Source organism: Nodosilinea sp. LEGE 06152 (genome assembly GCF_015207525.1).
GTDB lineage: Bacteria > Cyanobacteriota > Cyanobacteriia > Phormidesmidales > Phormidesmidaceae > Nodosilinea.
Genome location: NZ_JADEWR010000003.1, coordinates 315329 through 341684, shown reverse-complemented (window position 1 = coordinate 341684; position 26356 = coordinate 315329). Strand labels below are relative to the sequence as shown.

Sequence of the window (26356 nt, the reverse complement as noted above, 5' to 3'; positions counted from 1 at the left end):
TTTCTGATTGCCCTCAGGCAGGCTGAATATTCACAGTGCCCATCATGCCGAGATCTTCGTGATCCAGGATGTGACAGTGGTAAACCGTTTTACCTGTGAATGTGCGGAACGGAATGCGGATGCGCACGGTTTCGTTGCCTTTTACCAGTACCGTGTCTTTCCAAGCCTGGTAGGGTTCAGGCTGTCCGTTGCGGCTGATCACTTGAAACGGGTTGACATGTAAGTGAAAGGGATGATCCATCCGGTCAGGATCGACATTGACCAGTTCCCACTCTTCGACGGTGTTGAGTTTGGAGGCGATGTCGATGCGTTGGGCGTCAAAGGTTTTGCCGTTGAAGAGGAATGCCATAGACATCCCCGGCCCCATGGCCATATTGAATTCAATGCGACGGCTGAGGGTAGGGTTAGGCAACAACTCGACTGTGCCCAACTGCTGGGGCAGCGGTAGGACGGCAACAGAGCCGCGATAGGTCACAGTGGCCAGGGTTTGGGTGGCTGCGACAGAACTGCCCTGGCCCATCATACCGCCCATGCCCATGCCGCCCATGCCACCGCCCCCCATCATCATGCCGCCGCGATCGTAGGGGAGATTGAGCAGGCGATACTGGTTCGGTTCGCGGTTGCCCTGCACCAGTACTTCAGCTCGTTCACCAGGGGCTAGCAGCAGTTCAGAGAGTTCGACGGGGGTGGCGATCGCACCCCCATCCGTTGCCACCAGATGCAGACTATGGCCCTCTAGCTGCAATCGATAGAACCGAGACGGAGACGCATTTAACAGCCGCAGCCGCAGCAGCCCGCCCTGAGCCAGGGGTAGCTCAGGGTTGAGCTGCCCATTGACGATGATCAACGGGCCTTCGCGGCCCACCATGCGGGCCATCATGTCGGGCGCGGCGATCGCCCCGGCGCTGGTGATGTCAAAGTCTTGCAGCACGACAAATGCTTCTTGAGCGGCCTTAATTTCAGGTACTTCGTCTAACTCGCCCCGGACAGTAAACAGCCCCGCCAGCCCCCCAAACACCTGCTCGGCCACATGTCCGTGGTGGTGGGGGTGATACCAAAACGTCCCCGCCGGATGATCGGCAGGCAGCGTAAACTCATAGGTCAGACGCTCCCCTGGGGGCACGCTGAGAAAGACATTGTCGGCGTTGCCCTGGGGGGTAATGTGCAGCCCGTGGTAGTGCAGGTTGGTGGGTTGATTGAGTCGGTTAGTAAAGCGAATCTGCACTGTATCGCCCGGTTTAGCCTCTAGCCGGGGGCCAGGCAGTTGACCATTGAAGGCCAGCAGGTTAGCACGGCGATCACCCAGGGATACTGCCTGAACATTCGCTTCCAAATCAAGGCTCAATAATCCTCCTTGACTGTTAATAACTCGCCCTTGCAGCAGAGTAGGGCTAGCGGTAGAGCCTTGGGTTTGTGCTTTAGAACATTGAGAGAGCAGGATAGCTGTCGTAGCTCCCGCACTCAAGCCTAGAAATTCTCGTCGTTTGATAGAGCGCATAGGTTAGGTACTTAGATTTCAATGACTCACTCAGGCAGCTGCCTTAAACGAGAGCTCATGCCTCACTACTATGGCGGCGTTGCTGATTCCAGGTATGAACCGATCTCTGTAGGTATTGGAACCCCGCCCAATTTTTTGCAGAATCATACTGCTATTCAGCAACGCCACTATGGCGATAGAGATTTTAGTGAACTGGAGAATCAAGGCAGCGAAACAATACTTAGCGTTTCTCATAGCCATGCTACGACTGAACTATGAAACGCCAGTGAAATACAGACAATACGAAAAGATGGGCACTGGTCTGGTAAGCGATGATAGGTAAAATAGCTGTAGTGCGATTACCCCAAAGCTATAGACTGTACTCACTGCCAGAGCCACCAAGTCGTGGAAAACGGGCGTGAACTAACAGATGAGTAATTGTCCAAATTCATTACCATTAGCTTATGAAATCAGGATGAAATCACTCTATTTAATCAGTAAGACATTGATTTTTATGTCCTGGGGAGATTGTATATGAAATTTTTTTCGATGGACTTGACTCTATAGCTGACTAGAGACTCTATCATGGCAATAGTCATCAAGATAGTGACGAATTTTTGTTGATTGAAAATTAGATAAATACTATGAAACCGACTCGCATCATCACTAGTGGAATTGTTGCTGGATTAGCCCTGTTGGGAGTTGCCATACTTCCAGCGATCGCTCATGAATACAACCAAAAAACCTCTACCCTTGCCCAAAGGCAGCCTACAGCGCCTTCTTATGAAGATCAAGCACAAACAGCCCCAACAGAAGAACAAATGCGGCAAATGATGGCTCAGTGCAACTCTATGATGAGCATGAGGCACAACATGATGGGTAATGAAAATATGCCTGAGATGATGGAGCAGCCAAAAAGCCATTCTGGGCAGGACATAATAAACCCCATGCCAAGATAATAAAATCGGGCGTTGCTGAAATGAGGGATAAACAGATTGATGAAACCCCATCGGCACTAAACTTTCGAAAAGATATTCATCTCAGGAATCAGCAACGCTTAAAATCGTTCCTATCTCAAGCAAGAGCAACACGATGAAAACAAAATTCAATGTCTTTGGCATGTGTTTCGACTGGAGAGTATTGGTGGGGCTGGTAGCCATTGGCATTGCCATTGCGATATTGGTACCGCAATTAACGCTGAGTGCATTACCATTGCTGTTGCTAGCAGCCTGTCCACTTTCAATGTTTTTGATGATGGCGATGATGAATCGAATGGACAAGGACTCAATGTCTGCTACATCACACCAATCAGTGAGCAGTTTACCCACCAGCATACATCTTGACCGGGATGCGCAACTGGCTCAATTGCGAGAACATCTTCAGCAATTGCAGACGCAGCATGAAGCGATCGCCCACCAGATTAATACCTTAGAACAATCTGAACAGCGATCATCCGGTAGTTCTTCACTTAAGGCAGATTATCATTCCAAAGAGTAAACTGTGCCGGATGAGGTGAGAACCATTAACACATCATTAATTGCTAGAAGAATTAATTAAAGCCGGAGCTGCTGCTAACTTTCCACCCGAATACATAGAACAAGCGGCGCAATAGATTCGGTTGAATCAAGTTCAAACGGAGATATGAAAACAAAGACTTAGAGATAATCCCGTTGGTATAGGAATGGCGATCGCTCTATTAACTATTTGGAATGTCAGTCATTTACAACCCCAAGCTTTCATCAGCTGTATAGTGACCCCTTTCAGCAGCATGATGGGCATGGAGCAGTAATCAAAAAACTACGATAAGGACACTATGAGTCAGCCAAAATTAAGCGAGGGAAAAGCTAAAAAATGGTTAGCTTATGCTTTTCTTGCAACTATATTTCTTCTAATCCTAGGAGGCACAGCCCGGTTATTTAGCCGTACCAGCCAGCCTACTGAAGGCAATTTGTCTAGTGCTGCACCTCAATCGCCAGCGAACAAGACAGATAGCGCACCAGCACCCACTACGTTAGAAGCATCTCTAAAACCAGCCGAAAACTGGCAGGCAAATAATCACATTCACGGATTAACCGTCAGTCCTGACAATCCTCAAATCATTTATATTGCCAGTCACAGTGGGCTTTTGAAGCGATCTGAGACGGGTCAGTGGTTTTGGATAAAAGAGCAATACGATTACATGGGTTTCATTGCACACCCCACTGATGCAAATCGCTTTTATGCCAGTGGTCATCCGCCAGAGGGTGGTAACTTGGGTTTTCAAGTGAGCCAAAATCAAGGGTTAGATTGGCAAGAAGTTTCCATGCCAGGGGTAGATTTTCATGCCATGGCGATCGCACCTAGCAACCCTGATACCATTTACGGCTTAGCTACATCTGGAAAGCAAGGCTTTTTTGTATCAAACGATGCGGGTCAAACCTGGACACAACCGTCTGGCAGCGGTTTAGAAGCAATGCCCTTTAGCCTCAATGTTGATCCTCTTAATCCAGAACGAGTTTTAGCAACAACACAAGCAGGGCTATATGAAAGTCAGAATGCAGGCAAAGCGTGGTCACTGATTCCCAGTACAGCCACTTCTCCAATCGCCGGATTAGCACTGCGAGCAGAGGGCGATCAAACAACGATGTTGGGATACCGTATTTCTTCTACGGATACTGGATTATACCGTAGCGTGGATGGCGGACAATCTTGGGAACCTTGGAGCGACGAATTAGAGGGCATAGTTTTATACATGGCTGTTGCTCCCACTAATTCCCAAGTTCTCTATGCTGTTAATGAGAACAATGCCGTCTTTCAATCACAAGACGGTGGCAAAACATGGGATGAACTGAATTCGTAACCGTGAGTCAAACAATTTGATCGCTCTAACTGTTTGGGGGTGTCTAAAAAACTAAACAACTACGAGCCAACCGCTATGAAGGCGTTCTATGATACTCACATTGCCCGTAGACCAAAATGTCAGAATGGGCGATGTCATGGTTAGTCTTTTATGAAGCGTAAGCCACTAAGGAAGCAGCAATTTCTCAACCGTCAGAATGCGATCGCCTTCAGCATTCTGGTGCTGTGTATACTGGTTTGCGGCTGGCTTTGGGTTCAACCAGACTTTGACTTATTCTCCGCACAAGGTCTGGAGCAAGCTATTCAAAGCTGGGGATGGTTGGGAGTATTCGTTTACATTGGCATCCTCATTTTATCTGTTGTCCTTAGTCCCATTCCAAGCGCTCCCTTAGCGGTTGCGGCTGGTATGGTTTGGGGGCCAATTTGGGCAGGAATTTATAGTGTTATTGGTGGCTTTTTAGGTGGCTTGCTGGCGTACTTTATTGGATACACCTTAGGGCGATCAGCTGTTCGCGCGTTGACGGGCAAACTTATCTACTTTTCTAAAAATCGAGGAGAAGTTTATCTTGGCTGGATAATCTTCATCACACGTCTGCTTCCTGTCTTGTCATTTGATCTAATTAGCTATGGAGCTGGTGTCACAGGGATTTCGCTGCCAATTTATGCCACTGCAACCTTACTTGGCATGATTCCATCAACCTTTCTTCTAACTTTTCTAGGCTCAACTTTTACAGTTGGTTTACCTTTAGGAATTATTTTCTCTCTTCTGTTTCTGATTCTGCTGATCGGTTTACCCTATGGCATCCATCGATATAACTGGTTCAACATGAGAGACATTATTCATGTGGAATAAGTGCTCATCATAGTATCTTAACTGTTTTAGAGTCAGGGCGCAGTGATAAGTAAAGGACACGTTAAAAGGGATAATAGAGATAGTGTATCTGCATAAATTTCCTGCATCCATCACTCTTCGGCATCACTGTGTAAGCCTTGATAGGGAAGAGAAAATTTACACTCCACTGCAATTTTTGCTTGCGACAGAACCATTTTAGTGAACTGTAGAGTCAAGGTAGCGAAACAATACTTAGTGTTTCTCATAGCCATGCTACGACTGAACTATGAAATGCCAGTAAAATACAGACAATACAAAAAATAAGTAATTGCCTGATTTCGTTACCATCAACTTATGAAATCAGGATGAAATCACCCTATTCAATCAGTAAGAAATTAAGCTTCATCCCTTAGAGGGATGAAGCTTAAAATGCTTTTATCTACATTCTTACTACCAAATAGACGTTAATGGAGAGCGATCATGCTTCTCAATCACGAACAATATCAATCTAGCTTTGATGAAGCCATGGCTTGTGTAGTGCAATGTGAGCACTGTGCTGAAGCCTGCATGGGGCAGGCAGAAATGGTGAAATGTGCTCGGATGTGCCTAGATACCGGCGATAGCTGTCGCACATTGGCGACCTTTATGGTACGGGGTTCCTACTTTATTGCCCCTTTAGCAAATGCCTGCGCCGAGATTTGTGATGCTTGTGCAGCTGAGTGCGAGAAGCACAATATGGAGCACTGTAAAAAGTGCGCTCAGGCTTGTCGTACAGCAGCCAATACTTATCGTCAGATTGCTAGTAAGTAGGTGAACTGGAGAAAACTTTAGTACTGGAAAAAACCTTAGTAAGGAGCATTAAACGGTATGTCTACTCAAAAGGCGATGAAAAGCGAAAAAATGTCGATGGGAAAGTATGGAAGATTTGCCGCGATGATAGCAACATCGACTGTTGCGATGTTTGTGCTGATGTACTTGAACATTTACCAGCTAGACCATATTTACTTTAGTGAAACACGGGTCTATATGGCTCTCTTCATGGGAGCAGTCATGGCTGGCATCATGCTCGGCTTTATGCTGAACATGTACGGCAATCGAAAAGTAAATATAAGTATCTTCGCAGGCAGCTTTATAGTATTTTTTCTATCGTTATGGCTTGTTCGTAGCCAGGCTACCGTTGGGGATGTCGCTTGGATGAAAGCAATGATTCCGCACCACTCAATTGCAATTTTAACGAGTGAGCGGGCTAATCTATCAGACCCGCGTGTGCAGCAGCTTGCCGGAGAGATTATTGAGGCTCAAGTCAGAGAGATTGATGAAATGAAGGTGCTAATTAAAGATCTTCAAAGTAAATAGCTCTGCGTCAAACTTAACTCAAGGTATGAGTTTTTGCACGGCTAATACTTAGGTTTGAACTTATCTGGATAGAAATCAAGCTGAGTGAAAATAAGATATGTTGCTGCTCGGGAATCATTTCATTCTAATTTCATATTTCTCTTGCAAGCTTACTTACAAGTGCCTTAGACGTTAGTTTTTCCTGATCGTTTAGAAACAAGGCTTACAGGCAAATCCCCTGGTACTCACGTAAGTCAATAAGGGAGCGACTATGGATCACGACCACGCGACACAGCATGATCACTCTAGGATGCATCATGCCACTTCAAGTCATGGTGCTGATTCTAACCATGACAAACATGCCGGTCATAGCCCTGAGATGTTCAAACAGCGGTTTTGGGTCTCCCTGGTATTAACCCTGCCAATTCTTTACTTTTCGCCGCAGCTTCAAGGCTGGCTGGGCTACGAGGCGGTGATGTTCCCTGGCTCAACCTGGATTAATCCCATCCTTGGCATTGTCCTTTACTTTTATGGGGGCTGGCCCTTTTTGTTGGGGGCATGGCACGAGCTGCAAAGCCAAATTGGCATGATGACGCTGATTGCCTTGGCCATCACGGTGGCCTTTATCTACAGCCTGGCAGTTTCCCTAGGGCTAGACGGCATGCCCTTCTACTGGGAACTGGCTACGCTGATTGTGATTATGCTGCTGGGCCACTGGATTGAAATGGCCTCGGTACAGGGAGCAAGTAGGGCTTTAGATGAACTCTCGACCCTGGTGCCAAGTGAAGCCCACCGCATGCGCAACGGCCAGATTGACGACGTGCCCGCCAGCGACATTCAGGTGGGCGACATCATTCTGATTCGCCCCGGTGAACAGATTCCCAACGATGGCGAGGTGATTGAGGGCAGTACCAGCGTCAATGAGTCGTTTTTGACCGGGGAGTCGAGGCCGGTACATAAACAGGTGGGCGATGAGGTGGTGGCAGGCTCTATCAATACCGATGGCTCTGTGCAGGTCAACGTCACGCGGGTGGGCAAAGACACGGCGATTAGCCAGATTATGCGCCTAGTGGAAGACGCGCAGTCGTCGCGCAGCCGCTATCAGGTGTTGGCTGACAAGGTAGCCTACTGGCTCACCCTGATTGCGATCGCGGCGGGCACTCTGACCTTCATTGTCTGGCTCACCCTGAGCGACCTGGTGTTTGCCATCAACCGAGCGGTGACGGTGCTGGTGATTACCTGCCCCCACGCGCTAGGGCTGGCTATTCCCCTGGTGATTGCCAACTCGACCGGACTAGCCGCCCGAAACGGCATTTTGGTACGCAATCGCGACTCGATGGAGCGGGCCAAAGATATCAAAATCATGGCCTTTGACAAGACCGGAACGCTGACCCAAGGTAAGTTTGGAGTGCAGCAGGTTGCGGTAGAAGGCATGCCAGAAAATGAGGCTCTGGTGATCGCCGCCGCCCTCGAAAACCCCTCTGAACATCCCCTGGCCAAAGCCATTGTTGACTCGGCCCACCAGCGCCAGCTTAACCTGCCCCCCATGAGCAATTTTCAAACCATCACCGGACGCGGGGTAGAAGGCCGGGTGAACGGGCAGACCTACCGGGTGGGTCGGCCAGAATGGGTGCAAGAGCAAAATCTATCCTGGCCCCAAGCGCTACAAACAGCTTTAACCAGGGCTGATGAACGGGGCGAAAGTGCCGTGGTGCTGATGACGAGCGATCGCCCTATTGCAGTGATTTCGATGGCTGACCGGGTACGCGATAGCGCCCGTACCACCGTTGATCGCCTGCACCAGATGGGTATTCAGTCGGTGATGATTACCGGCGATGCTGAGGCAGTGGCTCAGGCGGTGGCTGAGGATTTGGGCATTGATCGCTACTACGCCCGCGTGCTGCCAGAAGACAAAGTCGACCGCATTAAGGAACTGAAACAAGAAGCTCCCACCGCATTTGTAGGTGACGGCGTCAACGATGCGGCAGCGTTGTTAGAGGCCACGATGGGGCTGGCGATTGGGGCCGGGACGAACGTGGCGATCGAGTCAGCTGACCTGGTGCTGATCAACGATGATCCGCTGGATGCCGTCAAGGCGCTGGTTTTGGCCAAAAAGACCTACCGCAAGATGATCCAAAACCTGTTTTGGGCCACAGGCTACAACGTTCTGGCTATTCCCCTGGCGGCGGGGGTGCTATCCGCCTGGGACATTTTGCTGTCCCCAGCGGTGGGTGCCTTACTGATGAGCCTTTCGACGGTGATTGTGGCGATTAACGCGGTGCTGCTGCGACGGGCGAAGCTGGCCTAGAGGCATGCCCGCACTGGCGAGGGGGCGTTTAATGATAGAGGCGCTGCCCTTAGAGACGGCGCTCTTAGCGTGAACGCTGCCGCCGTAGGACCGGCGCTCGCCCAGCCCCAGCCCAGCTCCGCTGCTCTGGAGTGAGCGAGCTTTCTCGATGCGGTATGACTTTGCACCGGCTCCAGCGCCACCCGTGCTAGCTACCACCCCACCGTCACAATCAGCGCTAGCGCCGGGGGTAACCCTAAGGCCATTCCTGAGCCAGGCCATCGTCTAGAGTGCCCAAGCCATTAGGATATAGTCTTTACCCTCATTTAGTTCAAGCGCTTAACGCCCGAGGGGTGCAGGGACAGGTAAAGAGTGAACCAGCACCCCCGGCAGTCGCCGCCTACGTCAGGAGACCAGGTCTCTTCCTAACCACTGGAAGCAACCCCAGCGCAAACTGCTGCTGGAGCGACTGCAATTTGAGAAGTCGTAATGGACGTTGCTGATCATAGGTATGAACCGTGGGCTGTGATGCCTAGAGCCTCATTTGTAATCAGACAAATTCATACCCTCATTCAGCAACGCCATCATAATGAATCTCCATGTTGTCTATAGCAACGGTGGGTGAGCGCTGGGCACCGCTTAGGTTGTGAGTGACTGTGTGATGGATTAGGCAAGCAATGGCTGCTGAAGGGCATCTGGAGCGAAGCCCAGGGAGAGGTCTAAGTCAGCAAAAAAGCCTTGCCACAGAAGCAAGGCTTTTTTGTACTTGGCGAAATTAGGTAGCTAAAATCGCTAACCTCTCAACTTAGAACCGGAAGGTGGCTCGCAGGGCACCCCAGAGCGCAGAATTATCGGTAAAGGCAACTTGGTTAGCATCGCCGTAGATAATTGCAGGGGTAATGGTCAGGAACTTGTTGAAGGGAATGTCGTAGTAGCCCTCAATTAAGAAGGGATTCTCGCTGCGCCCAACCAGCTGAGGCAATTGGCCACCATAGACAGCTAGCTGAGATCCTTCCATTAGGAAGTCGTTGAGGCCGACGCCAGCATTCCAGCTGAAATCGTTACCCCCGTTGAAGGTGCTATAGGCACCGTGACCGGCAATGAAGAACCGGCCAAAGTCGAGGTTAAGCAACCCAGCAAAGGTATCGATAGCACCAGCGGCGGCAGCGACCCCCGTATTGTTGAGCGCGAAGGTATTGGAGCGATCGCTGTGGAGGTAGGCCACACCCGCCTGCAAGAAGCCTTCGCCCAGATAGCTGAGCTGGCCAATGTAGCTTTGGTTAGCGGCAGCAAACACACCCACATTGGGCTGAGTCGCCCCAGGATTGCCCGCCGTGTAGCCAGCATCAAACACGATAGTGTCTGTCAGGTTGATGTTGACGCCAACGCCAGCGCCATTGCTGCTGCTGCCAGCTAGATTATAAAATGCAGGTTCACCGGCTTGCGCTACCGAAACCCCATCGAATGGGACGATGGTGCTCGTTACCCAGTCGTCGCCAGCCAGGCCACGGGCCGCAACGGTGACGTTGATCCGATTACCCACCGGAAACCTGTAGAAAAAGTCGTCTACGGTGACGTTGTAGTCTGCACCTCGGGCATTTTGTAATCCCCCAAAGGCCGTCAGGGCATTACCGTCACCGGCCTGTAGACGAATCCGCAGACGATCTCTGCCGGTGAAGCTAGAGTCAAAGTTCAGACGAGCGCGGGCTGCAACGCTGGTGCTGGTTTCGCTGGCTGCTCCCCGGCCATCTAGGGTGTCGAAGGGGGTAATTAGGTGGAAATCAACCTGACCACGCAGCTTGGTGGTAGTGGAAAACTGCTGGGCGCGTAGGGTAGCAGTTTCAGCTTCGAGGGTATCAACGCGACCGCGCAGGGTGGCCAGTTCAGCCTGGAACTCTTCTTGCAGGCGACGGATGGTAGCCAGATCGTCGGGGTTGATGCCCGACTGAGCGATTAAGGTGGCAATGACATCTAAGCAGGAGTTCAGGCCAGCGGCGAACTCGAAGCGCGTGAGGCTGCGTTGACCACGGAAGGTGCGGTCAGGGTAACCCTGAATACAACCGTAGTTCTCTACCAGGCTTTGCAGCGACTGGAAGGCCCAGTCGGAGGGCAGCACATCGGTCAGATCCGACACGCTGGTAATTTGAGCCAGTTGAATCGAGTCTTGGTTAAAGCTGTTCACCTGAACGGAGGCCGAATCAGCAGCGACAGCCGTACCAGAAACAGCTACAGCAGCACCCCAGACAGCAGGCACCGCTAGCAAAAATTGCCACATTAGTTTGGTCATTCGGGAATATCTCCTCACACTGGATAAAACTGGATATAGCGGTTTTCATAAATATGGAGCACGCCAAAAACCCTGAAACCTTCATCCAGCAAGGGTTGTATGTACTGCCATAATTATGAATCTTGCTATAGCGTCGGTGGCATAGAGCCTTCCGATGACGTAACAGAAACATATAGGAAATCTGCGGCGGTAAGATGAGAGCCACTTGGAAAATAGCTGAGTGTCTAGTAAAGGTTGAATTAACGGATTAACAAGACATTAAGAACCTATATATAGCGGTTTTCATAAATATGGAGCACGCCAAAAACCCTGAAACCTTCATCCAGCAAGGGTTGTATGTAATACCATAATTATGAATCTTGCTATAAAGCCTTCAGAAGAATATTCGTTTAGCACCGTGGAGATACATGATAAAAAGGTCTACAAATCATAATGTGGGCGTGAGACTTACAAGAGGGGATCTCAAAATGCGGCTCTGAAACGGCGGTGCAGTATGTATTATCGGCGTCGAATTTCTATGGCAAGACTCAGGCGGGCTTGTAGCATATCTTGGATGTCCAGTGGAACATCTATAGTTAGGTGAGACTACAATAAAGATTAAGGAAGCGGATAACTCCGGCAATAGCAATAGGTCTTTGCTCTTACCCTTTATTCACCCAGAAAGTCAGCATATCCTTTGTATCAGAAGGTTTCGATGCATCTTCTCTTAACGAACCAGTGCCACGAGCGGGAGCTTAATGGTAAAAGTGCTGCCCTTAGAGACGGCGCTCTTAACGTAAATACTGCCGCCGTGGGTCTGGGCGATCGCCAACGCAATTGACAACCCCAGCCCCGCTCCGCCGCTCTGGCGAGACCGATCTTTTTCAATGCGGTAAAAGCGATCAAAAATCCGGGCTTGATCATCAGGGTGAATGCCCACCCCAGTATCTTCTACCGTAATCAGGGCGTGCTTATCTACTGCTTTAAGGCGGATGGTGACCTTGCCATTGGCAGGGGTGTGCTGCAAAGCATTGCTGACCACATTCAGCACCAGGCGGTAAAGCTGCTCTGCATGACCAATCACTACCAGGGGCGGGGTTGCAGGCTGATCGAGTACTAGGCCAATGCCCTTTGCCATAAACAACGCCGCCATTTCTTCATCAATATCGCTCAGGATGTCTTGCAGGCAGCATGCCAGGCCGGGCGTTGAGGTTTGGATATCGAGCCGGGATAAGAGCAGCAAATCGCTGACTAAGCTAACTAGGCGATGGTTTTGGCGAGCAATCACCTGGAGCGTATCGCGCGCCTCGGCATCTGAGATGTCTGGCAGCCGAATCACTGACTCGGTGGTGGCCTGAACCGCAGCTAGGGGGGTTCTCAGTTCGTGGGCGGCATCTGCCGTGAACTGCTGAATGTTGCGGTAAGACATTTGCACCGGCTCTAGCGCCACCCCCGCCAGCCACCACCCCGCCGCCGCAATCAGCGCCAGCGCCAGCGGTAAACCTAAGGCCATATTCCAGCGAACTGTGTCAAGGTAGGCGGCAAAGTCTTTCATGGAACGGCCCACCACGACCCGGCCCACCAGCTGCTGGTCATCGAGAGCATACAGGGGCAGAATAATTTGGCGGTAAGAGTGACCCGACCCATCGCGCAGACTTTGCCAAGAGGAAGAAACATCAGGGCTGGATAGTCCTTGGGGATAGTCGCCAGCGATCGCAACTAATGTTCCATCGGTGCTTAGCACCCGGATGTAGTAATTGCCGGAGTATAGGTCACCGGGGTGAGAGTGGTTCTGGCTGTGCTCAAAGGGGGCCAGGCAGGGATCTCCGGTTAGGCAAAGGCTCGGCAGCAGCTCAGGGGAACCGCTCTCAATCTGACCTTTGGCCGTGAGCGATTTCTCTAGGTTGTCGTGAACGGCTTCAGCGACTGACTTGAGCTCGCGATCGGCGGCGACCCGATGGGCGTGGGCGATCGCCTCATACATGCCCAGGGCACTGATCGCCAAGACAACGGCCATCACGCCCGTATACCAGCCAGTGAGCTGCCAGCGGCTGCGACGAAACAGTCTATTCAGCTTTGAACCGGTATCCCATGCCATAGACAGTTTCGATCATAGAGTCATAGCCATACTGCCCCAGCTTACGGCGCAGCAGCCGCACTTGGGCCGCTACTACATTGCTGATCGGTTCAGAGCCAAATTCCCACAGCTGGTTGAGCACCTGCTCTTGGGTGAGAATTTGGTCGGGGTGCTCCATTAGATATTGCAGGAGCTGAAATTCTTTCTGGGTCAGCTCGATCGTCTGCTCAGCGGCGGTGTCGCTGTGCAGCAGGGCAATTCTGCGATCACAATCTAGCGTTAGTGGCCCCACCTGAATTTGAGCTGGCCTAAAATCAGCGGGGCGGCGTCTCAAAGCCCGCAGTCGAGCCAGCAGTTCATCCATGCTGAAGGGTTTGACCAGGTAGTCATCGGCTCCGGCATCGAGCCCCGCAATGCGATCTTCGATACGATCGTTGGCGGTCAACATCAGCACCGGCAGCGCATTTTGCTGCGATCGCAGCCAGCGACAGATTTCGAGCCCCGTTCGTCCTGGCAGCATCCAGTCCAACACACCCAGCCCATAGGTCACATTGCTACTTCCCAGATAGGTCAAGGCTTCATCCCCAGACTGCACCCAATCCACCACATAGGCTTCTTGGGTCAGCGTGCGCTTAATCGCGCGTCCCAGGTCGGGCTCGTCTTCAACCAACAAAATACGCATTGTATAGTTGCTCAGGCTACCGGAAGACGCGATCGCAGCGAGTAGCTGCACCACGTCGCTTCAAGAAAATACCACCTGATAATGAAACCACAATGAAATTAATCACGGCATAATTGCTACTCCACTAGGTGAAAGGACACTAAAAAAAAGAAACCCGGCTCTTTAAGAGAGCGTTTGAAAAGGGGTAGGGTGTAGCGAATTATGCCAAGCGCCTGAGCATGATGCAGATCATGGCAATTTGGAGCATAGCTTCGGCGTTTTCAGGAAGCTGCTCATAATCCTGAACCAGGCGACAGGACCAACGCCACCAGCCAAAGGTGTACAAGCTGGAAAGTCACTGGGCAAATCCCGCCAACTAAACCCTTGAGAGACCAGATAGAAAATTGCGTGAGCACCCCCCACAGACAAACCGTGTGGGGTCGCCCTCCTAGCTTTGCCTTTGACAGTAAGGGTTCAATCAACTCAAACTGGCCACGGGTCAAATTGCTGGTGTAGGCTTTACTCATGGCTCTAGCGGGGCTGTAGCTTTAGTAATCTCAGCCTAGACCGTGTGAGCTTTTTTACTACTCAGCCGACTTTTCAAACGCCCTCTAAAGATTTTTAGTTTCTGCGAACTTAGCCTGTACTTTCCGAAAGCAATTATGGAATGGAAATCTTGGCCAATTCTTTCACTGAAAGACCGCGCGAATTTACCTGCCCAGCCTGGCATCTATGTAGTAGTGGATGCAGAAGATGAGGTCTGGTATGTGGGGCTATCCGTTAACATCAAGGTTCGCTGGAATGGCAAGAGTCATCATAGATATCAGCAAATCAGTCGTACAAACAATAAAAAACAATACAAAATCTGTTGGCAAGTATTTCCAATTAGTCAATTGAAGGAACAAGAGCAGAAGTATATTAATCTTTTCAAGCCACACCTCAACTACAGTCGAGTTAAAACATATGCCAAAAAATCCAGAAAGCCAAGTGAAGAAATAAGTCGCTTACTTAAGGTCATCAACAAGAAGACTGCACTTTTCCCTGACGTGAGGTCTCTCGTTGTTGGGTATTACACAGAAATTGATGAAGATGAAGCGGGCTACTTAAAGAAATTTTTCTGTATTGTTATGGCTGTTACTGTCAATGATCATGACGGCCCAATTCTTAATTCTTACAATAAATCCTGGAGCAGAAGGGGTGAAAATTTAAAGGGAATTTGGAAAATTTATGAAGCTGATTACAATGAAAATGAAGCCGAAGAAAAACCCGCCCTTATCCCCGTTTTTATATTTGAAAATATAATTTATGAATTCGTGACTTGCCCTAGGTTTATAGCCCAAATAAGGAATTGTAAGGATGACCTGTTCCTTGCAGAAGTTGCCAGCCAAAATATTTTAGCTTTAAAGAATATGAATTCCCTTGTCTTAGTGGACCGCGACAATGAAAAATATCTTCTCAGAAGTGAAAAGTATCTCCACTACCGAGCGCAAGACTTACAACCAATTTTGCAACTTATGTCAGAGTTGCCAGGCCCTTGATTGGTGTTTGAGTCTATCTCGAACTAAGGTTGCTTAGTCTTACTTGTAAGAGGTCACTGAAGAGCGATTCGCTGTAGCTTTAGTAACTTGCTGAGCCTCCCCTCTGTCCCCCGCGAACAGTGGAGCAGGGGGGAGGATCACTTTTTCTACAAGAAACAGGACTTTCCAAACGTCCTCTAACAATTTCCTTTGATTAAGCAGAAGCATGGACAGGAGTTTTGCCATTGAGGAATCCTACTCCAGAGCGCACCTCAATGGTGCCGAAGTTCATCTTCATGCCGCACATAAACTCGTACTCGCCGGGTTGTGTAGGCGTGAATTCCACTGGAATGGTTTTGCCTTCGGGTAGATCCACCGCAATACCGAATTCAGGAATCAGCAGTTGGGCATAGCAGCTGCTGGGAGTATCACGTCTGAAGTCGAGCCGCACGGGCCGACCCGCTTCGACAATAATGCGGTTCGGTTGGTAGCCCTTCGCTGCCGTTACCATGGCCGTTTGAATGCCCTCAGGGGTGAGAGTCGCCTCCCCTGTCTCTGACGATGGAACGGGAACTGCCGTGGGTACTCCTGAAGGATGGTGCTGATGGTCGGTAGGTTCTGCTGTGGTTGTAGCTACAGGGGGAACTGCGTCTCCGTCCTCGGCCACCACTTCGACGGTGCCGCGAAACATATTCATGCCGCAGGCAAACTCGTAGCGACCAGGCTGGGTGGGGGTAAACTCAATCGCCGTGGTCTGGTTCATCGGCAGCGCCTGGGCAATGCGAAAATCAGGAAAGCGCACTTCTTCGAGGCAGCTGCTGGGGTCTTTGCGGTAGAAGTTGAGCCGCACCGGCTGCCCGGCCTGCACCACGATGTGGCTGGGGTCGTAGCCACCATCGACGGTGACAGCCACCTCTTGCACGCCGCCAGTAGTGGTGGCTGTGCGAGACTTGGGCTTGCTAAGCAAGAACCACCACAGCTCAAGGCCGATCAGGCTGAGGCCCGCCCCGGTAACGGCGGCTCTCGACCACAGCGGTTGCTCAATGCGCTGGAACTGCCCAGTTGGCTCGACAGCGTGATCGGTCATGGCGTCGTGGTTGACCTGGGCGGAGGTGCCGCTGGCGAGAGTGAGGGCGAGGCTCAGACTGGCAAAAGTGGTAAGGGGAATATGCATGAATTTCATAGGGATGCTCCTAGGCAATGGCGTTAACAACAAGTCCTGACAGTGCGCCCAGTAAAAAACCGAATCCGGTAAGTAGGGCAAAGGAAGAAGAGTGGATCATGGGAGGAGTCCTTTTTATGAGAAGTGAAGGACGGGAAGTAGGGGGGGAGCAAGAGAGTTTTGTGTTCTCGATGACTCGACCACCTCATCCCCCCGTCACTCCATCACCCTTGCAGCTTGGGGCGAAAGTTCCGCAACCGCAGCGCATTCGTCACCACTGACACCGAGCTAAAGGCCATCGCTGCCCCAGCAATGATGGGGCTGAGCAGCCAGCCAAAGATGGGGTAGAGAATGCCCGCCGCAATCGGGATGCCCGCGACGTTGTAGATGAAGGCGAAGAACAGGTTTTGGCGAATGTTGGCCATGGTGGCGCGGGAGAGCTGAATGGCGGTGACAATGCCGTGCAGGTCGCCGGAGATCAAGGTGATGTCGCTGGCGGCGATCGCTACATCCGTCCCCGTGCCAATTGCCATACCCACATCCGCCTGGGCTAGGGCGGGGGCATCGTTGATGCCGTCGCCTACCATCGCCACGACCTTGCCTTCCCGTTGCAGGCTTTCGACCTGGGCGGCTTTTTGGTCGGGGCGCACCTCGGCAAAGACGCGGGCAATGCCCACTTCGCGGGCGATCGCCTCGGCGGTGCGGCGGTTGTCGCCGGTCAGCATGACCACCTCCAGACCCATGCGTTGCAGAGTGGCGATGGCGGCAGCCGAGGAGGGTTTGACCGCATCGGCAATACCGAGAATGGCTTCGACTTGGCCATCGACCGCTAGCCAGACCACGGTGCGACCCAAGGATTCGGTGTATTCTCCCTTTTGTTGCAGGTGATCGGTGGCGATGCCGAGTTCATTCATCCAGCGGTGGGTGCCAATCTGCACCCTTTGGCCCGCTACAGACCCCTGGACACCGCTGCCCGCCACCGCTTCAAAGGCCTGGGGATCTTCTAGAGTCACCCCTTGCGATTGGGCGTAGTTGACTACCGCTTCGGCCAGGGGGTGCTCAGAGTTACGTTCCAGTGAACCGGCCAGTTTTAGCAGGTGCAGCTCGGTGGCGGTGCCGTTGACGGTCAGGTAATCGGTCACCGTCGGCTTGCCCTGGGTGATGGTGCCGGTCTTATCGAGCACGATCGCCTGAATGTTGTGGGCCAGCTCTAGGCTGTCGGCCCCTTTAATCAAAATGCCGTTTTCAGCCCCTTTGCCGGTGCCCACCATGATCGAGGTCGGCGTCGCCAAACCCAGGGCACAGGGGCAGGCAATAATCAGCACGCCCACGGTAGTTATTAGCGCCATCGTCACGTTGCCCATGACGTTGTACCAGACGATGAAGGTGAGAATGGCGATCGCAATCACCGCTGGCACAAACCAGGACGTCACCTGGTCAGCCAGTTTTTGAATTGGGGCCTTCGACCCCTGGGCCTGCTGCACCAGCTTGACGATCTGCGCCAAGAAGGTGTCTTTGCCCACCCGAGTGGCGCGAAACTTGAAGCTGCCGGTTTTATTCAGCGTGGCCCCAATCACCTCGTCGCCGACGGTTTTCTGCACGGGCACACTTTCGCCCGTCACCATGGCCTCATCGAGGGTAGACGCGCCATCGACGATTTGGCCATCGACCGGAATTTTTTCCCCAGGCCGCACCAAAATCACGTCGCCCAGCACCACCTCGGCAATGGGAATGTCGAACGCCTGGCCCTGACGAATCACTCGCGCGGTTTTGGCCTGCAAGCCCATCAGCTTCCGAATCGCTTCCGAAGTCTGCCCCTTGGCCCGGTTCTCTAGCAGGCGACCCAGCAAAATCAGCGCAACAATCACCGCAGCGGCTTCAAAATACACGTCTGGGTTGAGGCCTTGGTCAATAAACCACTGGGGGTAAACCGTGGGAAACAGCGAGTAGAGAAAGGCGGTGCCGGTGCCCACCGCCACCAGCGTATCCATGCTGGCCGAGTGGCGCTTGAGGGCTTTCCAGGCGTTGATGAAAAAGGAATTCCCGGCCCAGAACAACACGGGCGTGGTCAGCACCAGCTGAAACCAGGGGTTGTGCAGCCACATGGGAATAAACGGAATCGGTAGGCCCAGCATCATCGGCAGCGAGCCGACCACTAAGATGCCTCCAATCACCAGGCTAAACACAGCCTTGCGGGTGAGCTGGCGGTTTTCAGTCTCTCGTTCTCTCCGTTCAGCATCGTCTTCGGCGGTCAGTGGGTCGTCGCTGAGGGGTTGGGCGGTGTATCCCGCGTCATCCACCGCCGCCTGGATGTAGGTGAGGTTGGTCTGGTGGGGGTCGTAGGTGACAGCGGCTTGTTCTGCACCAAAGTTGACGCTGCACGCTTCTACACCAGGCACGCTGCGAATGGCGTCTTCAATGGTGCTGGCACAGGCGGCACAGCTCATGCCTCGCAGCTTTAAAAGTTGGTTTTGCATCGATATCCTCCTTATCGGGATCAATGGCTGGTCAGAATCAATGACTGAACGGCAGCGCTAGGCAACGGTATAGCCAGCGTCGATAATGGCCTGCTTAATGACGGTCTCGGTGGCGATGGTGGTAACGTTGACCTGCTTGGTTTTGGAATCGGCGTTGACCTGGGCGGTGCTGTCAATTGTTTGAATGGCTTGGGTGACAGCCTTGACACAGGAGGAACAGGCCAGGTTAGGAACGGTAAATGAAAGGGACATAACAAACCTCTAAATGCTGTATGAGTCTATCTTGGAGCTTCCAGTGCGCTGGAGAGTCAAGGGGATAAGCCAAACAATTTGTGAAGCGGTTGATTATTCTTTTTATTAAGTCTTGAAACGACAATGAGGGGCATAAAGACTATGCCCCTCATTACGTTAGCTGTCAGTTTTTATGAGCTTGTATCTGTGCCACATTGACAAGCTCCAAGCCAGCGTGGATTAAGCCATTGCCATGCTCATGAGGCGGCAGGTTTCTGCACAGCGGCGGCACATCTCGGCGCAGGCCTGCATTTGGGCATCGTTGCCCATGCTGGCACAATCTTGGGCGCAGCGATCGCACACCTCCGCGCAGGCCCCGCAAAAATGAGCATGTAGGTCAGAGCCGCGCAGCAGGAAATTGGCGCTGGTTTGGCAGCTCTCCACGCAGTCCATCATCAGGCGAATGTGGGACGGCGCGGCGTGGTGACCACCCTGCTCTAGGCAGTAGGTAATGGTGTTGAGACACAGGCTGTGGCAATCGAGGCAGGTCTGAATGCACTGCTGCATCTCATCATTTACGTTATGTAATTTGAGGGTTTGAATAGGCATAATCAACCTCTCTAGATGTTCAAGATCCTGATCATTTCAGTCTTCTCTAGCTTAAAGAGAGACTGAAAATCACCAAATCTAGCTATTGAGAGAGATTGCCAAATTCGATATCTCATACCGTCAGCGGCTCAAATTTCATCCTGATTTCATTTTTGCTTGGCACACTTTTATATAGCTAAATACAAACTGCGCAGATGATTGAGGTATTGAAATGACGTTGAAACTAGCTGCAATCGCCCTGCTCAGTCTCACTGCTGCTGTCGGCCTGCCCGCCTGCGCTAATTCCCGAGACGCGGCAGTTGAGCCATCCACCGAAGAAACCGCCCAGATGGATCACGGTGGCATGGGCCAGATGGAGAGTGGCGGCATGATGGATCATGGCAGCATGGATCTTGGCCCCGCTGACGAGAGTTTTGACTTGCGCTTTATTGACGCCATGATCATGCATCACCAGGGCGCTGTGGTGATGGCAGAAGATGCTCAACAAGCTTCTACCCGTCCCGAAATTCAAACCCTAGCCAGCGATATCATTGCCGCTCAGCAAACCGAGATTGCCGAAATGCAGGCGTGGCGGGAAGGCTGGTATCCTGACGCCTCGGCAGAACCGGTCATGTATAACGCTGAAATGGGCCACATGATGCCCATGAGTGCAGATATGATGTCGGCCATGATGATGGACGTGGATCTAGGCACTGCCGATGATGAGTACGACCTGCGCTTTATCAACGCCATGATTCCTCACCATGAGGGGGCACTGACTATGGCGCAAGAGGCGCTAGCCAAGAGTAGTCGTCCTGAAATCCAGGAGTTGGCGGAAGCCATCATCGCTAGCCAGCAGGTCGAGATTGACCAGATGACCCAGTGGCGGCAAGACTGGTACGGGCAGTAGGAAGAGGGCGATCGCCCATCCCAAAGAACAAGGCCCCCAATGCCTCTTCATCAAGGCGCATCGGGGGCCGATTTTTTGACTAGAAATCGGTCGCTAGATTACCGATTAGGGAAAAGAAAGGTTTCTTCGCCGCCGCTCTAACGACCTAGGCTGCCTTTGTACGGAGAAATCGGGTTGGTGTACCGACGTTCTAAGCAGTGATTTGAATATTGCCCATCATACCCAGGTCTTCGTGGTCGAGGATGTGGCAGTGGTAAACCGTCTTGCCCACAAAGGTGCGGAAAGGAACGCGAATCCGTACCGTTTCACTGCCCTTCACCAGCACCGTATCCTTCCAGGCGCGATAGGGTTCAGGCTGCCCATTGCGGCTGATGACCTGAAACGGATTGACGTGCAGATGGAAGGGGTGATCCATTAGGTCAGGGTCAACGTTGACTAGTTCCCACTCTTCCACAGTGCCCAGTTTGGCTTCGATATCGATCCGCTTTTCGTCGTAGGGTTTGCCGTTAAACCAAAACTCCATATTCATGCCGTGGCCCATCGTCATCGACAGCTCAATGCGGCGGGTAATGGTTGGTTCAGGTAAAGTTGCCACGGTACCCAACTGTTGGGGTAACGGTAGCGCTGCGACAGAACCGCTATAGGTCAGGGTGGCTAGGGGTTGCGCGTCACCGGAGGAGCTACTGCTACCGTGCATCATGCCGCCCATGCCATGGCCGCCGCCCATCATGCCCATGCCTATACCGTTACGGTTGTAGGGCAGGTTGAGCAGGCGATATGCGCCCGGTTGTTGGTTGCCCTGGACGAGCACTTCGGCCCGTTCGCCAGGAGCCAAAAGGAGTTCCTGAAGTTGTATGGGGGATGCGATCGCACCCCCATCCGTCGCGATCAACTGAAACGGATGCCCCTCAAGCTGCAACCGATAGAAGCGGGAGGCCGACGCATTTAGCAATCGCAGCCGTAGCAAGCCGCCTTGGGGAAGGCTCAAGCTGGGGTTGACCCGACCATTCACTGTGACCAGCGACCCTTCTCGCCCCATCATTAGCGCCATGTGGTTAGGCGCAGGGGGATTGCCAGCCCGGTCAATCTCATAGTCTTTGAGGACAATGAACTCTTCCTGGGCGGCCTTCACTGCCGGGATCTCATCCAAAGCGCCCCGAATAACGAATAGACCCGCCAAGCCACCAAAGAGTTGTTCTGCCGCGTGGTGGTGGTGATGGGGGTGATACCAAAAGGTGCCAGCAGGATGATCGGCAGGAATGGTGAATTCGTAGGCGAAGGTTTCGCCCGGTGCCGTGCTGACAAACACGTTATCGCCTGTGCCCTGGGGGGTGATGTGCAACCCGTGGTAGTGCAAGTTGGTGGGCTGATCGAGCTGGTTGTGCAGCCGAATGCGGACGGTATCGCCAGGGCGGGCTTCTAGCCGGGGGCCGGGGCTTTGGCCGTTGTAGCTGAGTAGGTTAGCGGTGCGATCACCGACCTGTACTGGTCTCACCGCAGCGGTCAAATCGACCTCTAGCAGGCCGTTTTGGCTGGTGTAGAGGGGGGTAGCAGCGGTCGCAGCAAGCCCCTGGGCTAGAGATCGATTCCTGAGCCAGTGGAGGGTTGCCGCACTGCTGACACCAGCGGCTCCGAGGGCGATAAAATGACGACGATCCATAGTCTTTTCCTTTTCCCTGGGGGAGGGTAATGATTGGTTGAAATGCCTGTCAATGCAGCGTGACAGGGGGTGAAATACTTGATGAGTCTATGCTAGAGATTCCAGTGTGCTGGAGTGTCAAGGGGGTGTAGATAAGTTCACAAACAAAACTTCGCGTTCTCTTTTAAGACAAGCTCAAGCGAGATATAAGCCTGTGGGAGGGCGTTAGGTGTCGGATAAGCCTGGCAGAGGGAATGTATCCAGCGTTTTTAACGGATAACCTCTTACATCGCCAGAATTAACCATCACATCTGACGGATAACTGCGGTGTTCAGGGGTGTTATCTGTCAGATATGAAGTTGAATGCATAGTTAGCCCGCTTAGTGACTTTGCCTTAGCAGTGGAGAAATTATCGATATCCTTATTGACCACTGACGTAGAGAGCCGCAACTGGCTTGGTGTGCTATAAACAACTCAGTGACCCAAATCTAAGGTTAAAGCTATTTTTCTTATAGATAAATATCTATGATTTCCTCGACTTTGGCTCTAAGACTAAAGCAATTGGAAGGCAATATTAGCCAGGTCTTACAATTGCTAAATGAGTATGAAAAAGAACTACTCGACGAAGATGATCCTGGCAGAAAAAGCAAGTACCGCCGCCGTATTGAAAGCTTAAAACAGCAGAAAGAAAAATACGAGGAAGAATTTTCAGATCTGCAAGTTCAACTGGAAAGTGAGTACCCAGATCGAGCTCAATCTCTTTCAAGCCAGCTTCAGATAATTGACGACAAAATCGATCTTCTTTTAGAAAGCCAAGAGCACCTTTTTCAGGCGTTAATGGTTCATTTCAGCCCTAAAGAACAGGGCTTTCTCTCTCCTCTTGCGCAAAAATTAGATCAAATTGAACTTATAAAAGCAAAAGCATTTATAGAAGCCATAGATGAAGATCTCATCCCAGAAAAAAACGTATGCTTGATGCTGGAAGAGGCTAGGCAGATGATAAAAGCATCACAGGAAAAAGAGCTAGATTTACCGGAAGAAAATGTAATTATTGCTGAAATAATTAATTCACCAGAAATTGATGTAAAGCACGCATTGAAGGTCTCAATTCCAATTATTCCTTTTATTCTCGCCTATGAAGGAGAATTAGGATTAGGAACTGGAGTCAACCTTAAAGAAGCATGGAAAGGATTAAAGTCGAAGTTTACTAGGGATAATTAGATTGTATGGACTGGCGTGAGGAAAGGAAGTCTAATCTTGAGGAAAGATTGCTAAAAACTGTAAAACTTCTTGGCGAGTGCGAGCAAAGCTTGATTGATGAGAGTGATCCACAAGCTAAAAGCAAACTAAGAACTCAAATTTCTGAACTCAGAGAAGAAATGAAAAACTGCCAACTGGATTTAGAAAGTCTTGAGTCGGCCTCTCATACTCAAAAAAGTTCTGCTTTGGCAATGGCCAATATTGCTTATGATGATATTACATTTGTGATTACAGCGCTTTTGAATCAGAAGCCAAATTCTTTAGATGAGCAAGGTACTTTTAAGCCTACTAATCCTGAAGAAAAAATGTCTAAAAATGATTTGACTCACGAGATCAAATTTGCTTTAAGCATGGGCTTAGCCAAGGCAGGCGAGGTGCGTGACTTTATCGAGAAAAATGCAAAAATCTACTTTCCTGATGTTCCAGAAAGGCTTAAAGCCGCTTTAAGCAATGAATATAAAAAGCTACGTAGCGAAGGCGTTCGAGGAGATGAGTTATTTAATCGTCTTTATGATTTTTCACACCAGAACAATCCGAATCCCTCACGTCAATTGGCAGGCTTAGCAGTTTTATGTTATTTCTTTGAAACTTGCGACGTTTTTGAGCCATGATATTACCTGATAAGTACATTTCAACCAGCAACTCATTGTTAGGTGTTGGTGCTATTCTTATAGAGCATCTGAATCAACCTCGAACAGTAACTTCTCTTTGGAGCGATTTATCAAAAATTTCAGAAGTTGCTACGTTTGAGCGCTTTATTTTAGTGCTTGATCTGCTTTATATGATTGGGGCTATTGAACTAGAGGAAGGTTTGATTTACAAACGTCACCGATGATTAATTCTGTTTTTGCAAATAAAGATTCTTTTAAACCAGTTGAATTCACATGTGGATTCAATTTGATATTGGCTGATCGTACAGATACTTCTAGTTCCAGAGACTCGCGTAACGGTTTAGGAAAATCAACTCTTATTGAAATTATTCATTTTTGTTTGGGTTCGAGTCCACGAAAAGGTACAGGGCTAAGAGTATCAAGCTTGAGAGGATGGTCTTTTGGTCTAAATTTAACTTTGGCAGGGCGCAACGTTATCGTTGAAAGAAGTATTGATGAACCTGCCAAAATTTATTTGCAGGGTGATACTAGCAATTGGGCGATTCAGCCAAGAACAGAAGAAGGTGAGAAGTTCTATAGATTAGAAGAATGGAAAAAGTTGCTTGGATATTTAACTTTTGGCTTACCAATCGATGAAGAAAGACAGTTTACTCCTAATTTTCGTGGGCTGATTTCTTACTTTATTCGTCCGGGAAAAGATGCATTTTCCACACCTTTTGAATTCTTTAGAAAACAACCGGAATGGCAAAAACAAGTTCTTAATACTTTTTTGATAGGGTTTGCTTGGGAAGATGCCAGCGATTTTCAGAAGATTAAAGAAGAGGGGAAACTGTTAGATAATCTTAAGAAGTTGAAGAAGTCTGGTCAAGGTGGCATTTCGATAGGAATCTTGGGTTCACTCGGAGAACTGGAAGCTGCTCGAGTCAGGATCGAGCAACAACTGCAAAGACGCCAGGAAGATTTGAGCAATTTTCGTGTGCATCCCCAGTATAATGAGCTTCAAAAAGAGGCTAACTCTCTTACTTCTGGGATACATGAAATCACAAATGAGAATATATTCAATCGTCAACTTTTGACATTTTATCAATCTAGCGTTGAGCAGGAAAACGAACCAAATCAAAGTGACTTATTTAAAATATATGAGAGTGCTGGCATTGAGCTTCCAGGTTTGGTTGTTCGTCGTCTTGAGGAAGTAGAAGCTTTTCATCATCAGATCATCGAAAATAGGCGGGAATTTCTGCTGACGGAAATTCAGCGTCTTAGGCGAACTATTGCTGATCTAGATCAGTTAATTCAAAGAAAAACCGAGCAACGAGCCGAAAGACTTGAGATTTTACAGACTCATGGTGCTTTGGAAGAATACACTAGACTCCAAGAATTGTATTTGGAAACGCGTTCTAACCTTAACGACATAAATAAGCGTATTGATGAACTAAGAAAAGTGGAAGAAGGAAAAAGTTCTCTTCGGATAGAAAGAGAACTTTTACAGCAAAAAGCACGCCGAGATTATGACGAGAGATACACTCAGGCTGAGCGGGCCATTGCACTATTCAACTCAAATTCACAGGCCCTCTATGATGCTCCAGGGACACTTGCAATAAACGTCGGTTCAAGCGGATTTCAATTTAATGTCGAAATTGAAAGAGATCGTAGTGAGGGAATCGGTAAAATGAAAATCTTTTGCTACGACTTGATGCTTGCTCAATTGTGGGCGCAACGAGAACCATCACCCCACATTCTCATTCACGATAGTACTATTTTTGATGGTGTCGATGAGCGGCAGGTTGCTTTAGCCCTTGAATTGGCAGCCAGAGAATCAGAACGGCTTGGGTTCAAATATATCTGCACCTTCAATTCAGATATGGTTCCGTCAACAGAGTTCTCATCTGAATTTGATTTTGATTCTTTTATAAGGCTCAGGTTAACTGACGATGAGGGCGGAAACCTTCTCGGTATAGACTTCTGATACTGATTCACGAATTCAGCGTACAGGCCAACACTGCGTTAATGCGGACGGCATAGAGGCTGTCGGTAAGGGTTTGAGGTTGCTCGCCGCTGCACAATTTCACCGTTAGAGAAAATCTTAAGCTTCAATACGCCTTGAAAAAGACTTTTTCTGATAGACAATTGCCTATCTTTTAGAGTGAATGTTTTGGCAGTGTATTTTTTCTGCAAGTCATTGGTTTTT

22 protein-coding genes and 1 pseudogene are annotated in these 26356 nt (G+C 50.3%); 13 read left to right on the top strand and 10 right to left on the bottom strand.

Annotated features, from left to right (window positions below):
* Positions 1-13: 13 nt before the first annotated feature.
* Positions 14-1498: a multicopper oxidase family protein gene (locus tag IQ265_RS06305; RefSeq protein WP_194051629.1), complete on the bottom strand. Its 1485-nt coding sequence runs from the start codon at positions 1496-1498 to the stop codon at positions 14-16.
* A gap of 623 nt (positions 1499-2121) precedes the next feature.
* On the opposite strand from IQ265_RS06305, the gene IQ265_RS06300 reads away from it, so the two are divergent.
* The 7 genes from IQ265_RS06300 (at position 2122) to IQ265_RS06270 (ending at position 8790) form a co-directional block, all read left to right on the top strand.
* Positions 2122-2436, top strand: a complete 315-nt coding sequence (locus IQ265_RS06300; protein ID WP_194051627.1) for a hypothetical protein — start codon at positions 2122-2124, stop codon at positions 2434-2436.
* A 133-nt stretch (positions 2437-2569) separates the two neighbouring features.
* Positions 2570-2974 carry a DUF2933 domain-containing protein gene (locus IQ265_RS06295; RefSeq protein ID WP_194051626.1) on the top strand — a complete coding sequence of 135 codons (405 nt, stop codon included), beginning with the start codon at positions 2570-2572 and terminating at the stop codon, positions 2972-2974.
* A 316-nt stretch (positions 2975-3290) separates the two neighbouring features.
* Positions 3291-4316, top strand: a complete 1026-nt coding sequence (locus IQ265_RS06290) for a F510_1955 family glycosylhydrolase (protein WP_194051624.1) — start codon at positions 3291-3293, stop codon at positions 4314-4316.
* 150 nt (positions 4317-4466) lie between these two features.
* Complete coding sequence (locus IQ265_RS06285; RefSeq protein WP_194051622.1) at positions 4467-5168, top strand: TVP38/TMEM64 family protein; 702 nt, start codon at positions 4467-4469, stop codon at positions 5166-5168.
* 459 nt (positions 5169-5627) lie between these two features.
* Positions 5628-5957 carry a four-helix bundle copper-binding protein gene (locus IQ265_RS06280; RefSeq protein ID WP_194051620.1) on the top strand — a complete coding sequence of 110 codons (330 nt, stop codon included), beginning with the start codon at positions 5628-5630 and terminating at the stop codon, positions 5955-5957.
* A gap of 96 nt (positions 5958-6053) precedes the next feature.
* A complete protein-coding gene (locus IQ265_RS06275; protein WP_194051966.1) occupies positions 6054-6503 on the top strand; it encodes a DUF305 domain-containing protein in 450 nt (149 codons plus the stop codon).
* A 358-nt stretch (positions 6504-6861) separates the two neighbouring features.
* Positions 6862-8790: a copper-translocating P-type ATPase gene (locus IQ265_RS06270; RefSeq protein WP_228037631.1), complete on the top strand. Its 1929-nt coding sequence runs from the start codon at positions 6862-6864 to the stop codon at positions 8788-8790.
* A gap of 784 nt (positions 8791-9574) precedes the next feature.
* Here IQ265_RS06270 and IQ265_RS06265 read toward each other — a convergent pair.
* From IQ265_RS06265 to IQ265_RS28525, 4 genes and pseudogenes are all read right to left on the bottom strand, one after another.
* Positions 9575-11056, bottom strand: coding sequence for an iron uptake porin (locus tag IQ265_RS06265; RefSeq protein WP_194051616.1), 1482 nt, complete (start codon positions 11054-11056; stop codon positions 9575-9577).
* 706 nt (positions 11057-11762) lie between these two features.
* Positions 11763-13133, bottom strand: a complete 1371-nt coding sequence (gene rppB, locus IQ265_RS06260) for a two-component system sensor histidine kinase RppB (protein ID WP_194051614.1) — start codon at positions 13131-13133, stop codon at positions 11763-11765.
* Positions 13102-13794 (bottom strand): two-component system response regulator RppA, encoded by a 693-nt coding sequence (gene rppA, locus IQ265_RS06255; protein ID WP_194051965.1) that lies wholly within the window; start codon positions 13792-13794, stop codon positions 13102-13104. The genes rppB and rppA overlap by 32 nt, the downstream gene beginning before the upstream one ends.
* 199 nt (positions 13795-13993) lie before the next feature.
* A pseudogene (locus tag IQ265_RS28525) lies at positions 13994-14113 on the bottom strand (IS5/IS1182 family transposase); the annotation flags it as partial.
* Between the two features lie 322 nt (positions 14114-14435).
* Between IQ265_RS28525 and IQ265_RS06250 the strand changes: the two are divergent.
* Complete coding sequence (locus tag IQ265_RS06250; RefSeq protein ID WP_194051612.1) at positions 14436-15311, top strand: GIY-YIG nuclease family protein; 876 nt, start codon at positions 14436-14438, stop codon at positions 15309-15311.
* Positions 15312-15504: 193 nt separating this feature from the next.
* Here IQ265_RS06250 and IQ265_RS06245 read toward each other — a convergent pair whose 3' ends face one another.
* From IQ265_RS06245 to IQ265_RS06230, 4 genes are all read right to left on the bottom strand, one after another.
* Positions 15505-16473 carry a cupredoxin domain-containing protein gene (locus IQ265_RS06245; protein ID WP_194051610.1) on the bottom strand — a complete coding sequence of 323 codons (969 nt, stop codon included), beginning with the start codon at positions 16471-16473 and terminating at the stop codon, positions 15505-15507.
* 203 nt (positions 16474-16676) lie between these two features.
* Positions 16677-18929 (bottom strand): heavy metal translocating P-type ATPase, encoded by a 2253-nt coding sequence (locus tag IQ265_RS06240; protein WP_194051609.1) that lies wholly within the window; start codon positions 18927-18929, stop codon positions 16677-16679.
* 57 nt (positions 18930-18986) lie between these two features.
* Entirely contained in the window at positions 18987-19181 is a 195-nt protein-coding gene (locus IQ265_RS06235; protein WP_073607387.1) for a heavy-metal-associated domain-containing protein, read from the bottom strand.
* Positions 19182-19400: 219 nt separating this feature from the next.
* Complete coding sequence (locus IQ265_RS06230) at positions 19401-19769, bottom strand: four-helix bundle copper-binding protein (RefSeq protein WP_194051608.1); 369 nt, start codon at positions 19767-19769, stop codon at positions 19401-19403.
* A gap of 211 nt (positions 19770-19980) precedes the next feature.
* Between IQ265_RS06230 and IQ265_RS06225 the strand changes: the two genes are divergently transcribed.
* Entirely contained in the window at positions 19981-20658 is a 678-nt protein-coding gene (locus tag IQ265_RS06225; protein ID WP_194051607.1) for a DUF305 domain-containing protein, read from the top strand.
* Positions 20659-20848: 190 nt separating this feature from the next.
* Here the strand turns inward: IQ265_RS06225 and IQ265_RS06220 are convergent, their stop codons facing one another.
* Positions 20849-22318: a multicopper oxidase family protein gene (locus IQ265_RS06220; RefSeq protein WP_194051606.1), complete on the bottom strand. Its 1470-nt coding sequence runs from the start codon at positions 22316-22318 to the stop codon at positions 20849-20851.
* Positions 22319-22822: 504 nt separating this feature from the next.
* Between IQ265_RS06220 and IQ265_RS06215 the strand changes: the two genes are divergently transcribed.
* The 4 genes from IQ265_RS06215 to IQ265_RS06200 are packed head-to-tail and all read left to right on the top strand — an operon-like array spanning position 22823 to position 26134.
* On the top strand, positions 22823-23518 hold the full coding sequence (locus IQ265_RS06215; protein ID WP_194051605.1) for a hypothetical protein: 696 nt from the start codon (positions 22823-22825) through the stop codon (positions 23516-23518).
* 5 nt (positions 23519-23523) lie between these two features.
* On the top strand, positions 23524-24168 hold the full coding sequence (locus IQ265_RS06210) for an ABC-three component system protein (protein ID WP_194051604.1): 645 nt from the start codon (positions 23524-23526) through the stop codon (positions 24166-24168).
* Entirely contained in the window at positions 24165-24392 is a 228-nt protein-coding gene (locus IQ265_RS06205; RefSeq protein ID WP_194051603.1) for an ABC-three component system middle component 6, read from the top strand. The genes IQ265_RS06210 and IQ265_RS06205 overlap by 4 nt, the downstream gene beginning before the upstream one ends.
* Entirely contained in the window at positions 24389-26134 is a 1746-nt protein-coding gene (locus IQ265_RS06200; protein WP_194051602.1) for an ABC-three component system protein, read from the top strand. The genes IQ265_RS06205 and IQ265_RS06200 overlap by 4 nt, the downstream gene beginning before the upstream one ends.
* Positions 26135-26356 lie beyond the last annotated feature (222 nt).

Coding starts and splice junctions, on each gene's coding strand:
- IQ265_RS06295 (WP_194051626.1), top strand. CDS start 2,570: ATGAAAACAAAATTCAATGTCTTTGGCATGTGTTTCGACTGGAGAGTA.
- IQ265_RS06240 (WP_194051609.1), bottom strand. CDS start 18,929: ATGCAAAACCAACTTTTAAAGCTGCGAGGCATGAGCTGTGCCGCCTGT.
- IQ265_RS06235 (WP_073607387.1), bottom strand. CDS start 19,181: ATGTCCCTTTCATTTACCGTTCCTAACCTGGCCTGTTCCTCCTGTGTC.
- IQ265_RS06210 (WP_194051604.1), top strand. CDS start 23,524: ATGGACTGGCGTGAGGAAAGGAAGTCTAATCTTGAGGAAAGATTGCTA.
- IQ265_RS06290 (WP_194051624.1), top strand. CDS start 3,291: ATGAGTCAGCCAAAATTAAGCGAGGGAAAAGCTAAAAAATGGTTAGCT.
- rppA (WP_194051965.1), bottom strand. CDS start 13,794: ATGCGTATTTTGTTGGTTGAAGACGAGCCCGACCTGGGACGCGCGATT.
- IQ265_RS06280 (WP_194051620.1), top strand. CDS start 5,628: ATGCTTCTCAATCACGAACAATATCAATCTAGCTTTGATGAAGCCATG.
- IQ265_RS06205 (WP_194051603.1), top strand. CDS start 24,165: ATGATATTACCTGATAAGTACATTTCAACCAGCAACTCATTGTTAGGT.
- IQ265_RS06275 (WP_194051966.1), top strand. CDS start 6,054: ATGGGAAAGTATGGAAGATTTGCCGCGATGATAGCAACATCGACTGTT.
- IQ265_RS06245 (WP_194051610.1), bottom strand. CDS start 16,473: ATGAAATTCATGCATATTCCCCTTACCACTTTTGCCAGTCTGAGCCTC.
- IQ265_RS06265 (WP_194051616.1), bottom strand. CDS start 11,056: ATGACCAAACTAATGTGGCAATTTTTGCTAGCGGTGCCTGCTGTCTGG.
- IQ265_RS06285 (WP_194051622.1), top strand. CDS start 4,467: ATGAAGCGTAAGCCACTAAGGAAGCAGCAATTTCTCAACCGTCAGAAT.
- IQ265_RS06220 (WP_194051606.1), bottom strand. CDS start 22,318: ATGGATCGTCGTCATTTTATCGCCCTCGGAGCCGCTGGTGTCAGCAGT.
- IQ265_RS06300 (WP_194051627.1), top strand. CDS start 2,122: ATGAAACCGACTCGCATCATCACTAGTGGAATTGTTGCTGGATTAGCC.
- IQ265_RS06225 (WP_194051607.1), top strand. CDS start 19,981: ATGACGTTGAAACTAGCTGCAATCGCCCTGCTCAGTCTCACTGCTGCT.
- IQ265_RS06305 (WP_194051629.1), bottom strand. CDS start 1,498: ATGCGCTCTATCAAACGACGAGAATTTCTAGGCTTGAGTGCGGGAGCT.
- IQ265_RS06230 (WP_194051608.1), bottom strand. CDS start 19,769: ATGCCTATTCAAACCCTCAAATTACATAACGTAAATGATGAGATGCAG.
- IQ265_RS06270 (WP_228037631.1), top strand. CDS start 6,862: ATGTTCAAACAGCGGTTTTGGGTCTCCCTGGTATTAACCCTGCCAATT.
- IQ265_RS06200 (WP_194051602.1), top strand. CDS start 24,389: ATGATTAATTCTGTTTTTGCAAATAAAGATTCTTTTAAACCAGTTGAA.
- IQ265_RS06215 (WP_194051605.1), top strand. CDS start 22,823: ATGATTTCCTCGACTTTGGCTCTAAGACTAAAGCAATTGGAAGGCAAT.
- IQ265_RS06250 (WP_194051612.1), top strand. CDS start 14,436: ATGGAATGGAAATCTTGGCCAATTCTTTCACTGAAAGACCGCGCGAAT.
- rppB (WP_194051614.1), bottom strand. CDS start 13,133: ATGGCATGGGATACCGGTTCAAAGCTGAATAGACTGTTTCGTCGCAGC.